Annotated in this window: 11 protein-coding genes; 6 read left to right on the plus strand and 5 right to left on the minus strand. The window is 44.4% G+C overall.

What is annotated here, in order from left to right; all coding sequences use genetic code 11:
- Positions 1-21: 21 nt before the first annotated feature.
- The 3 genes from ACRD67_RS18920 to ACRD67_RS18930 form a co-directional block, all read right to left on the minus strand.
- Positions 22-1,176, minus strand: coding sequence for a phosphatidylserine decarboxylase (locus tag ACRD67_RS18920; protein WP_430968820.1), 1,155 nt, complete (start codon positions 1,174-1,176; stop codon positions 22-24).
- Between the two features lie 187 nt (positions 1,177-1,363).
- Positions 1,364-2,218 carry an alpha/beta fold hydrolase gene (locus ACRD67_RS18925; protein ID WP_430968822.1) on the minus strand — a complete coding sequence of 285 codons (855 nt, stop codon included), beginning with the start codon at positions 2,216-2,218 and terminating at the stop codon, positions 1,364-1,366.
- A gap of 22 nt (positions 2,219-2,240) precedes the next feature.
- Entirely contained in the window at positions 2,241-3,014 is a 774-nt protein-coding gene (locus tag ACRD67_RS18930) for a MerR family transcriptional regulator (RefSeq protein WP_430968824.1), read from the minus strand.
- A 392-nt stretch (positions 3,015-3,406) separates the two neighbouring features.
- Here ACRD67_RS18930 and ACRD67_RS18935 point away from each other — a divergent pair, with 392 nt between their 5' ends.
- From ACRD67_RS18935 to ACRD67_RS18955, 5 genes are read left to right on the plus strand one after another with little or no spacing between them, the layout of a single operon-like run.
- Positions 3,407-4,813 (plus strand): FAD binding domain-containing protein, encoded by a 1,407-nt coding sequence (locus tag ACRD67_RS18935; RefSeq protein WP_430968825.1) that lies wholly within the window; start codon positions 3,407-3,409, stop codon positions 4,811-4,813.
- Between the two features lie 4 nt (positions 4,814-4,817).
- A complete protein-coding gene (locus ACRD67_RS18940; RefSeq protein WP_430968827.1) occupies positions 4,818-7,070 on the plus strand; it encodes a xanthine dehydrogenase molybdopterin binding subunit in 2,253 nt (750 codons plus the stop codon).
- Complete coding sequence (locus tag ACRD67_RS18945; protein ID WP_430968829.1) at positions 7,060-7,575, plus strand: hypothetical protein; 516 nt, start codon at positions 7,060-7,062, stop codon at positions 7,573-7,575. The genes ACRD67_RS18940 and ACRD67_RS18945 overlap by 11 nt, the downstream gene beginning before the upstream one ends.
- 3 nt (positions 7,576-7,578) lie before the next feature.
- Complete coding sequence (locus ACRD67_RS18950; protein WP_430968830.1) at positions 7,579-8,529, plus strand: XdhC family protein; 951 nt, start codon at positions 7,579-7,581, stop codon at positions 8,527-8,529.
- Positions 8,530-8,570: 41 nt separating this feature from the next.
- The gene (locus ACRD67_RS18955) at positions 8,571-9,047 is read left to right on the plus strand and encodes a nucleoside deaminase (protein WP_430968832.1); all 477 of its coding nucleotides are present in this window, start codon (positions 8,571-8,573) and stop codon (positions 9,045-9,047) included.
- 54 nt (positions 9,048-9,101) lie between these two features.
- On the opposite strand, the gene ACRD67_RS18960 is transcribed toward ACRD67_RS18955, so the two are convergent.
- Together ACRD67_RS18960 and ACRD67_RS18965 are read right to left on the minus strand one after the other, a co-directional pair.
- Positions 9,102-10,595 carry an amidohydrolase family protein gene (locus ACRD67_RS18960; protein ID WP_430968833.1) on the minus strand — a complete coding sequence of 498 codons (1,494 nt, stop codon included), beginning with the start codon at positions 10,593-10,595 and terminating at the stop codon, positions 9,102-9,104.
- Position 10,596: 1 nt separating this feature from the next.
- Complete coding sequence (locus ACRD67_RS18965; protein WP_430968834.1) at positions 10,597-10,944, minus strand: winged helix-turn-helix transcriptional regulator; 348 nt, start codon at positions 10,942-10,944, stop codon at positions 10,597-10,599.
- 107 nt (positions 10,945-11,051) lie between these two features.
- Between ACRD67_RS18965 and ACRD67_RS18970 the strand changes: the two genes are divergently transcribed.
- Positions 11,052-12,119, plus strand: coding sequence for an alkene reductase (locus ACRD67_RS18970; RefSeq protein WP_430968836.1), 1,068 nt, complete (start codon positions 11,052-11,054; stop codon positions 12,117-12,119).
- Positions 12,120-12,135 lie beyond the last annotated feature (16 nt).

The raw sequence follows: 12,135 nt of genomic DNA on the forward strand, positions 1-12,135 counted from the left end.
CTACAATTGATGGATGGGAATTTACTTTTTTAAATCCCCGATTTTTTGGCCTAGGGAAACACTGACTGCCTTAAGTCTATTTTTTTCAAAAAGCAACAAAACGGTTGAACCGCCATAAGCAAAATGCCCCAACTTATCCCCTTTGTATACTTCTACAGGGGAATTGGCCTTAATATTCTTAAATTTTTCCTCAAAAACAACAGATCCTATGGTCTGCAACCCAATGGGAACCATGGCAATAAGGCCATAATCTTCGGTTTCAAAGATGTAATACCCATGCCTAAAATCCTGAAAAACACTATAATCTTTGTTATAGGCAATGTTTCCTTCATTGATGATATCAAGAATATCCGGCATGCCAAACAAACGATCGCCAACATCCTGTTTGGATTCAATGATCTTACCCGATATGGGCGCATGAAAATGGTGATAATTTGTGGGTAGAAGAAATACCGCTAGGGCGGTACCACCCACAAACCTTTCCGAATAGGTAGAGGCATCCAATAGTTTGGTAAGGCTCAAAGTCATGCCACCCTTAGTAGGAATTTCATCATCTATCCTGATGTCATTGTTGATCATGTTTATAACACCATCTGCTGGTGAAACCAAGATAGAATTATCATCTACCGATGTAATGGGACGCTTGCCTGGTTTTAAGTCTCTAATGAAAAACTCGTTAAAAGACTTGAACCCGCCTATGGGCAAAACGAAATCATCATTGGGCAATTCGGTGTCGGAAAGCCATTGTTCAATATTGGTGGTTGAGGCAGGACTATCCATGTACTTCCCTCTTTCCTCAATAAATTTTAAAGACCAACTTCGACCCGGCTCCTCTAAGATGAATTTCATGCCCGCTGGATTCTTGTAGTACAAAAAGGAAAACTCCAAGATACGATCTAGCCCGTCCTGGGTGTTGGGGAGAAAGAAAAACCAATCGTTTAAAAAGGAATATAGATCCTCAATGCCTTTGTTCTTCCAGGGATTTGGAGAGCCGTCCGCCAGAGGATGGACATTTTCAAACATGGCGTCGGCGGTATTCTTAAATTTAGCGTCTGTCCCATACAACTTCTTCAATTCCTGGACCGGTGAAGCATCTTGCTGTGCGCACAGATGCACGGTCATTAGACATCCCATAAAGAAGGCCATCATAAATTTTACGCTCAAAGTACTTTTCATGTTAACTTAATTTAATATTGATTCTATTTTTAGATTTTCGATTGACGCCTTGCCGAACCAGACGGATTTCCGGGCGTTGGCTCAGCGTAATCAAACGCATACAAAAGAACGGCGAATGCCATAGATCTGCCACCAAATATGAAGCAAAAACTAACGCTATTGTTGCATCTCTTTGATTTAGTAGCTTCTATTTTCCCGGCACCACTTCCGTGATTAAACTGTTTAAACGCTCCGGATGTTCCAAGGGAATAAAATGGCCAGAATCATTCCATTGGTAAAATTGATGGTTTGGAGCTGCATGTTGAAGCCATTCAACATACGCATCATTCCAAAGCGGATTGTTTGAATGTACAACGGTCACCGGGCAGGCAATGGTAAGGTCTTCCCAGGTAGATGGATCATTTACCAGCTCAAACTCCGCCATGGTAACAGTTTTGGGTGTGTTTAAGGCATCGGTCTTCAGTAATGTTACATCCTGGTCGGACAAACCTTTCACCGGCATATGCTGAATATTGTTTGCCATAAAACTTTCGTAATCGCTTCGTTCCAGCGTAGATTTCATCCAGGCGAGCATTTCGTCCTTGATTAGCTGTTTAAGCATACCGTCGAGCAATAGTAAGCTAGAAATTTTTTCAGGATAGGCCCTGTAATACTCTTTCGCAAAAATTACCCCATTGCTATGGGCTACGATGCAAACCTCGTCCACTTTTTCGTTTTCAAGCACCAAATGAATGCCTTTGATCCAGTTGGCTAGATTATACCCTGAGTCGGGTTGATCGCTTGCTCCATAGCCAAGGAGATCTACAAATATATTTTTATAACCCTGCAGTACAACGGAGTGCTGCTTTTTCCAGATCTTTTTACTGGAACCGGCACCATGAAGAAACAGTATGGCTTTCTTTCCCTTATTGGATACCTCGTACCTCCATATGCCCTGTTCGGTCCTTACTTCTTTTGGCACAACACCAGACTGTTCCGGCTCAAGCCCGTGCCTGGAGAGGAGGAGAAACAAGGGTAATAAAATTAATAATGCGTTTTTCATTTTTGTATCATTGATATTTCGTTCATTTTAATTCTTTGTCCGCAAAATAGTGCATCGCTTTCTGTAGAAAGGTGGCGTATTCTGGGTGGAATTCATCACCAATGGCGGTGTACCTTGGATCGTTCACGTATAATTGACCCAATCCGTTATAGGCCTTGGCCTGTTTGTCCGCAGTGTTTGAAGTGCCCCAAAAAGTTCTGATTACACTGTAGTGATGGGCAATAAGTTGCTGCACCTTTTGATTTTCAGGAGCTTCATTTCTCAGCGCGAAGAGATCCTTAAGGATTTGGTCCAAATCTTTCTTTAGTCTTTCAAAATCTCCTTTATCTAGCTTTAGCAATTCGTTTTCCGAGTGCTCCACCGCATCTTTGCCATAGGTTTCCATGGCTTCCTTTCTGTACGTGGTTCCCATTTCTTTGGGTAATCCCTCGTATAATTTCTCTGGTTTTGACATCTTTTTTCCTTTTTTTAAATGGTTTAGGGTATTTTCCACTGTAGCTAGCAGGGTGGTGATGCGATCACCGCGTTTTTTTAGGGCCGATTTATGACTCTCCAGAGCATCGACCAAGTTAAAGTCAGGATTGTCCAGTACCTCGCTTATCTCTTTTAATGGAAAATCCAATTCTCTGTAAAAGAGGATCTGTTGCAGGCGTAACAATTCTTCTTGCCCATAATGCCTATAACCTGCCTCGGTCCGATTGCGAGGCTTGAGCAAGCCGATCTTATCGTAGTAGTGCAGGGTACGCACCGTTACCCCCGATAATTTGGATACTTCCTTTACACCATAAGTTTTCATTGCTATCCACATTTTTTAATTCAATAATGCAAAGCTAGGCTATGACCTAAGGTTAGAGTCAAACTTTTTAATCACTTTTTTTAAAATTAATTCATAATCGGTTGATTCACAAGGTGTTGATGTCATGTAATTTTGGGTGCCCTACTTAAAAAGTTAGCCTGTGTTGCGGGTACCAGCAGGTATTTGCATGTGTGCATACCAATTTTATGACTTTAAACCTTCGGTTTTGTACCACTCAATCCGGGAGCAGGTGCCTAGATCGATTTAATCCCTATGCTCATTCAGGTATAAATTTCCCTACCAAATCGCTCTAGCGGTTCGAGTCCTTCCTCCATAAATATTTCAGATTCGATCCTAAGCATGAATTAAGTTTTTACTACCTTGCCTATACGATGATCAAGTTTATTTTAAACAATGAATTAGTACAAACCAAGCTTAATCCCGGCATGACCTTACTCGATTTCATTCGGGAACAAAAGCAACTGAAAGGCACCAAGATTGGCTGTAGGGAGGGCGATTGTGGAGCATGCACGGTTTTGGTGGGCGAAGAAAATCAGAGCAGGATGCGGTATGAAAGCATCACTTCCTGTATTTCTCCCCTGGGCAATGCAAATGGAAAACATATTGTGACCATTGAGGGGGTCAATCTCATCGATACCCTGAACGTTGCACAACAGGCCATGGCGGATCATTTTGCCACCCAGTGTGGATTCTGCACCCCCGGATTTGTGGTTTCCATGACCGGATATGCAATCAATAAAAACAAAACAAGACAATCTACCTGCAATGATGCCATTAGCGGTAATATTTGCCGCTGTACCGGATATAAATCCATTGAGAAAGCGGGCCTGGAATTGGAAAAACAGCTGATGGATACCCAAGGTTCGGAGGATTTTGAAGACTTGGCGGAAAAAGGATTTATCCCAACCTATTTCAAGGAAATTCAAAACAGATTAAAAGAACTGACACTCCTGAAACCAAGGACAAACGGGGCGGTAGTGGCCAACGGCACGGACCTGTACGTGCACCATGCCGATCGTTTAACCGAGGAAGCCGTGCATTTGATTGCTGCGGATCGGTCCATGCGCCATATTTCCTTTTCCGATAATCGATGTACTTTGGGATCCAATACCACGGTAACCGATATTCTTGAGCACCGAAGATTACGGGAGATCATTCCCAACCTAAGACAACATCTCAAATTGGTTTCGTCGGAACCGATAAGGAATATGGGAACCTTGGGAGGTAATTTTGTCAACGCCTCGCCCATAGGGGATATGACCATTTTCTTCCTGGCGTTGAATTCGACGCTTACCTTACAGGACAAAAAAGGGGGAAAGCGAACCTTGGCTTTCAATGAATTTTATCAGGATTATAAAAAATTTGATTTAAAAGCCGATGAACTGGTTTTGGAGCTTTCCTTTCCCGTACCTTCCCCAAAGGCACAATTCAATTTTGAAAAAGTAAGCAAGCGCACCCATCTTGACATTGCCAGCGTTAACAGTGCACTATTAATAGAAGTGGAAGGGGATAGTATTCAGGAGGTGCATGCATCGATGGGCGGGGTGGCGCCCATACCCAAATATCTGTATAAAACAGTCGAATTTCTAAAAGGTAAAGCACTCGATCCTATAAACATTCTTAAGGCAGAACAGGTTCTCCAAAAAGAAATTTCACCGATAAGCGATGTCCGGGGATCGGAGCAATACAAAAGACTTTTGGGCAGGCAGTTGTTTTTCGCCCATTTTATCAAGCTGTTTCCGTCACACTTTTCCCTGAAAAATCTAAGCGCCCCATGAGACGATGAAAAATATTGATACTTATACACATGTTCGCGGGGAGTCGCTCTACGTAGATGATATTATCACCCGCCATGACACTTTATATGGAGTGGTATTTGATGCCTCCAAAGCACATGCTGTCATCACCTCCATAGACTATTCCAAAGCAGAAGCGCTTAACGGCGTGGTGAAAATTTTCACCCATCAAGATATACCAGGGGAGAACCAGATTGGCGGCATCATTGCCGATGAGCCGCTGTTCGCGGAAAAAGAAGTGCATTTTTGGGGCCAGCCGATTGCTTTAATCGTGGCGGAAACCGAATTGATCGCCAGAAAGGCGAGAAAGTTGATCGAAATTGCCTACGAAGAGTTGCCCGTAATCGTTACTGCAAGGGAGGCCAAAGAAAAAGCATCATTGATCAGCCCTCCTCGAACGTTTAAAATGGGCGATGCGGATCGGGCTTTTGCTGCTTGCGATTTTGTTTATGAGGGAGAAACTTTTTCCAATGGGCAGGAACACCTCTATTTGGAAAGTCAGGGTTGTTATGCCTTTCCGCTGGAAAATGGGGCAATAAAAATCTTCTCGTCCACCCAAGGACCAACGGCGGTGCAGCGGACAACAGCCAAAGTATTGGGCGTGCCCATGCATAAGATAGAGGTAGAGGTCATTCGATTGGGCGGAGGTTTTGGAGGCAAGGAAGACCAGGCCACCCCCTGGTCGGTTATGGCGGGTTTGGCCGTACATCACTTAAAAAAACCGGTAAAGTTCATATTGAACAGACATGACGATCTGCGCATGACCGGTAAGCGTCACCCCTATGAATCTTCCTATAAAATTGGACTGAACAAGGATTTGAAAATCGTGGCCTACGAAGCCGAGTTTCTTCAAAATGCCGGTGCTGCCGCAGATTTGTCCACGGCTGTGGCCGAGCGAACCCTGTTTCATGCCACCAATAGTTATTTTGTGCCCAATGTCATGGCGACTGTCTACAGTTGCAAGACCAATTTGCCCCCAAATACGGCTTTCAGGGGCTTTGGAGGACCACAGGGCATGTTTGTCATAGAGTCGGCCATAGCACATGCAGCCCGGGAAATGCAGGTGCGGCGGGATGAAATTCAGCAAGCCAATTTGCTGAACGAAAATGACGAGTTTCCCTATGGACAAATAGCCAGACAGGTTATCGCCAGGCCTTCGTGGACAACGGCCAAGGAGAAGTTCAACTTTGAAAAATTACGGGAGGGAGTAGTCGATTTCAATCATAAGAACGACCATTTCAAAAAGGGAATCTCCATGATGCCCATCTGTTTTGGTATTTCCTTTACCAATACCCCGATGAATCATGCCCGGGCTCTGGTACACATCTATCAGGACGGGAGTGTGGGCGTCAGTACGGCCGCGGTGGAAATGGGGCAAGGGGTCAATACAAAAATGCTACAAGTAGCCCAGGAGGTCTTAGGCATTTCAGCAAACAAAGTGAAACTGGAGACGACCAACACCACACGCGTTGCCAACACTTCGCCATCGGCCGCCAGTTCAACTGCGGACCTTAACGGGAAAGCGGTGGAGATGGCCTGCAAAAGCTTAAAATCTCGACTATCCGCTGTAGCGGCCAGCTTGTTGAAGGTGGATATAACTGCGATTTCTTTTCATGGAGATAGTGTTTACGTCAACGGGGAAAAATCGGGCACTTCCTGGGAAAAAGTGGTCTCCCAAGCCATGTTGGAACGTGTGGCCTTGTCGGAAAATGCGCATTACGCCACACCAGAGATCCATTTTGACAAGAGCAAGGAAAAAGGGCATCCTTTTGCCTATCACGTGTATGGAACGGCCATTACAACGGTCACCATCGATTGTATTCGAGGCACTTACGAGGTAGAGGAGGTAAAAATGGCCCATGACTTTGGTGCCAGCATGAATATGGCCGTAGATGTTGGTCAGGTCGAAGGAGGATTGGCACAGGGTATCGGTTGGATGACCATGGAAGAAATCTCATATAACAAAGAAGGTCGTCTATTATCCAATGCGCTCTCCACGTACAAGGTTCCGGACATTTTTTCGGCTCCTAAAAAAATCGAAACCGTTGCAGTGGCCACCGATGGACATGAACACGCGATCAAGAAATCGAAAGCTGTGGGAGAACCGCCGCTTATGTATGCCATAGGCACTTATTTTGCCATACAAGAAGCGGTGAAATCGTTCAACCCGAATTATCACTTAAAATACGATGCGCCTTTTACTCCCGAAAAAGTGTTGATGGCACTGTATGAAAAATAAGCCTGTGAGTACGTCAATGAGCCTTCAATATTTAAGAACCAATGTGGTCAGGGGAGCCATAATCTATGGCCTGGGCGATTTGATCGCCACCTTGATCCTCAATGAATTTTCCGTTTACCGACTTTTGGGGATGATTTTTATTGGCGCTACCCTGTATGCCTTGGAAATACCCAATGTGTTCCAATGGATAGAACGGAAAACGCAGCGGTTGTTGGGCACAAAAAGAACCTTGACAAAAACGGCATTGGCCATGGGGTATTTTAATCCGATTTGGATTGCCCGGCATTTGTTGTTTATAAAGATTTTCTCCCTACATTTCGATCAGATAGGGTGGGATTTGTTGAAAGTGGCCTGGTGGTCCTTTCTTTTCAATATTCCCATTTCCCTTGTGGCCAATTACCTCATTCAGAACAAGATCTACATGAGTTGGCGATTTATGGCCAGCGCAGTCTTTTCTGCGCTTATGGCGATTTATTATGCCCTCAGTGAAACCATATTTCTATAGGCAATGATTGCATTATGGCAGCACATATTGGCGAAAATCCAGACAGGTCAAAAAGTCTATTTATTGACCACCATACACAACCAAGGCAGTTCACCTGGGCGGCAAGGTTTCAAGATGATGGTAGCCGAGGATGGTTTTATTTATGGTTCGATAGGGGGCGGAGTCATGGAATACAATTTGGTAGAGGAGGCCAGGCGGGCCTTGCGTGGGGACGATTTGAAAATATATTTAAAAAAGCAGGTCCATCGGGGCGGTAAAGAGGACAGCTCGGGGATGATCTGTTCCGGGGAGCAAACGGTGGTCTTCCACCCCTTGGAGCAAATGCAATCCAGCACCGTTCAAAAAATTATTGAAGCGCTTCAAAACAACAAAAGGGGAACCCTGCGATTGAGCCACCATGCAATAGGCTATGACAATCATACGCTGGAACGAAGATTCGAGTATGCTATTTCAAGTCCCCATGAATGGATGTACAGCGAAGCAATTGGTTTTAAAAACGCTATTTTTATTATTGGTGGGGGTCATGTTAGCTTGGCCGTGTCCGATGTTTTTTCGAAACTGGGATTTCATGTAAGCGTATTGGATGATCGCGATCAGGTGAACACCTTTGGCGATAACAATTTTGCCCATCGCAAAGTACAGGTCAGTTACAAGGACATTGCAAAACACCTTCCGGAAGGTAAAAATCATTATGTGGTCATAATGACCAATACCTTTGTTGATGATAAATTGGTATTGGGCCAACTAATTCGGTCCAATTATGGTTATTTAGGGGTTTTGGGCAGCAGGTCAAAAATAGCTACGATGCGCAAAGTGATGCTTGCGGAAGGATTTTCGGAAGCGGAGCTTGATAAGGTGCATGCGCCCATCGGTCTGCCCATAAACAGTGAGACCCCCTATGAAATTGCTATAAGCATTGCGGCACAGCTTATCGGCCTGATGAATAAAAAGTAGTTTGTTTTTACAAAAAGAACGTGAATTAAGACCCAAAGCAGATGACAACAGAAGACGAGAAATTTATGAAGCGGGCAATAGCAGTTGCCAAAGCTGGGATGGACGCCAATGCGGGCGGACCTTTTGGATGTGTTATCGTCAAAGATGGCGAAATTATTGCCGAAGGATGTAACAGGGTAACTTCCTCCAATGACCCCACCGCCCATGCGGAGGTAGAGGCCATCCGCCTTGCATGTAAAAAACTGGACACCTTTCAATTGGACGAGTGTATCATTTATACGTCTTGTGAACCTTGTCCCATGTGCCTCGGAGCCATTTATTGGGCCCGCCCCAAAAAAGTCTTTTATGCCTGCACCCGAAAAGACGCTGCCCAAATAGATTTTGATGACCAGTTAATTTATGATGAAATCTCGATAGCTATAGAAAGTAGGCAGATTGCGTTTGTGAATTTTTTAAGGGCGGAGGCAAAGGCTGTTTTTGACGCTTGGGCCGGCAAAACCGATAAAATGGCATATTGATGGTTTGATAGGAGTTTCCAGATAGATGCTATTCCTAACTAGAACTTTGGACGATCAATTGCCCGAATTTTTATCGTGCTTTTCTTCTAAGGATTTTAAGATACCCTGCAGTCTATCTTCGCCGAACCATTCGCCATTCCTGATTACGCCCCAAAGTGTTTCCTCTGTGGGCAAATGCCCTAGGGGGTTCTTCTCCAAAAGAACGAGGTCTGCTTTTTTACCTATGTCAACAGCACCTTCAGATTCGCTCATCCCAGCAAACCGGGCCGCATTCCAGGTCGCAGCTTTCAGAATGTAAGCATTGGAAAGACCACCTGACGCCAGTACTTCCAGTTCGCGAAAATACCCAGTACCTGGTGCTCGATTTCCAAAACCAGCATCAGTACCTACAAGCAAAATTGCGCTGGTCTTTGGGAGCATATTAAGTACTTGGGTGTTTCCCTGATGTACCTGTTTAATATAATCCATTTGTTGGGCAGAAGCTTTCCCAAAGCGTTCATATCTGGCTTTGACATCCCTACGGAATAGAGGTCCGACGTATCTTAAGGGTTTAAAAAAAACATTTTCGTATGAACTTGGGGTGGTTCTGTATGCGTTGTAATGTACTGTGGAGATTAATGCCGTGCCATTTAAGGCCATCTTATCAAGTTTATTCCTTAGAATAGTAGTGTCCAGTCTGGAAATCATAAAGTCTACATAGGAATTGTATTCTGGATGAAATGGTGTCCGCACCCCTTTTGTGTTCATCTGTGCTACCACCGAGTCATATTCCTCGAAACATTCATGTATGATTCCTCTTAAATGTGCCAAAGCACTTAATCCTTGATTGGAAGATTCTTCTGCGGAAAGAATTTCCAAATCGTGGGAAAATGATTGTAATCCTTGTTTCTTGACCAATTTTAGAAGTTCATAATAGTTTTCAACTTCAAGATCACCAGCTCCCATGATCTTCACCCCATCTACCTCCATTTCTGTTAGTTGTGCTATCGCGTTTTTCACATCATCCCTATCACCAATTTTAATTGAGCTTGCAAAAATTGCTTTGCTTCCCTCAATCTTGGGGCCGGTCAGGTAAATGTTGGGACCGATGATTTTGCCCGAATGTATTTGGTCACGCCAAAGGCGCAAGGAATCAATGATATCCGTGCCCATATCATATACACTGGTAACTCCATTAGCAACATATAAAGGAAGTAAATCCTTGTTTTCTTCAAGTAATTGAGAGCTAAAGGAATCCCGTTCCAATTTGCGGGTACGAAAATGTACATGCATATCCCAAAATCCGGGCATTACATACTTCCCGGTGGCCTTGATTTCCAAATTGGCGGTTATATTACCTTGTCCGTGCGGTATTATTCTCTTAATCCGGCCATCTACAATCAAAACATCTTGAGATTCGATTAGCTCGCCGCGAATTACATTGACAACATGGATGTCACGTAACAACAAATCACCAGTCTCTTCTTGTTTGCACCCGTAGAAACAGCCAAGTATAACGGCCATGTATACTAGTGCGCTTCCTATGGCAGAGATGTTGTGTTTTTCCAAATCAGCGCACCTTTTCATCTGCTAAATCAAGTTCGATGTCCTTGCTCCATGCACATAGTTGGTTTAATATGGGGATTAGTCTAGCTCCTTTTTCTGTTAAGGAATATTCTACTCTGGGGGGCGTTTCTGCATAGGATTCCCTCACCACAATGCCCCGGAGTTCCATTTCCCTCAATTGATCGGTAAGGACCTTTCTACTTATCTTGTCTATGCGAACGGCCAGCTCCCCAAACCTGAGTTTTCGGTCGGCCAGCATGTATACGATGATGGAGGTCCATTTGTTCCCAATGATGTTCATGGAATGGGTAATGGGACACTCGTTCGGGTTCTCGATCAGTTTTCTAGCCATATGGGTTACCTTTTGGTTACTACTTTCTCGTTGACAAAGATACAATAATTCATTTTATGAACTAATATTAGTTACTTTTGGAAACTAATTAAAGCAAAAAACATAAAATGAACTTATTTGAACCACAGACATTAGGACAATTAAAGCTCGATAATAAAATTGTGATGGCGCCCTTAACGCGCTCCAGGGCTATCAACAACATTCCCAACGAATTAATGGCGACCTATTACCGGCAGCGGGCAAGTGCAGGGCTCATTATTACGGAGGGTACCTCGCCATCACCCAATGGTATTGGATATCCGCGTATTCCCGGGGCCTATTCGGACGAGCAGATCGAGGGATGGAAAAAAGTAGCCGATGCCGTTCATGCAGAAGGTGGGAAGATATTTGTGCAACTTATGCATACCGGTAGAATTACGGCGAGGGCAAATATGCCCGAAGGGAGTATTACCCTTGCACCATCTGCCATTCAGGCTGCCGGGGAAATCTTTACGGAACAGGGTACGGCACCCCACGAAATACCAAAAGCGATGAGTCTTAAGGAAATAGAGACCACTCAAAGTGAGTATGCATTGGCCGCCAAGCGGTTGGTGAACGAAGCGGGTATGGACGGCGTGGAACTGCACGCAGCCAACGGCTATTTAATGAACCAATTTATTAATCCCGGATCCAATCAAAGAGAAGATCAGTATGGGGGTTCCGTTCAGAATAGAACCCGGTTTGTGCTGGAAACAGCCAGGAAAGTGGTGGCTGAAATCGGGGAGGATAAAGTGGGCATTCGCCTTTCGCCCTATGGAGCGTTCAACGATATGCAATCTGACTATGACCAACTTGAAAACACCTTTATTTATTTGGCCCAGCAGTTGGCCAAAATAGGCGTGTTATATGTGCATGTTGTAGACCAACGCGTGGCCTTCGGAGCACCGGATTTTACGACGGATATTAAAAAGGCGATCAAAGAACACTTCAAAGGCATTGTAATTTCCGGTGGGGATGTGGATACCCGGGAAAAGGGCGAAGCCATTTTGGAGAGCGGTTTGGATCTGGTCTATGTAGGCAGACCCTTTATATCCAATCCGGATTTGGTGGCAAAGCTACAGAACGAGACCGAATTGGTATCGCCGGATTTTGATACCTTTTATACCCCAGGGGAAAAGGGATACACGGATTATTAAACCAAAAACACGATAT

The sequence above is a fragment of the Eudoraea algarum genome (assembly GCF_050589645.1).
Classification (GTDB): Bacteria; Bacteroidota; Bacteroidia; order Flavobacteriales; family Flavobacteriaceae; genus JBNGOQ01.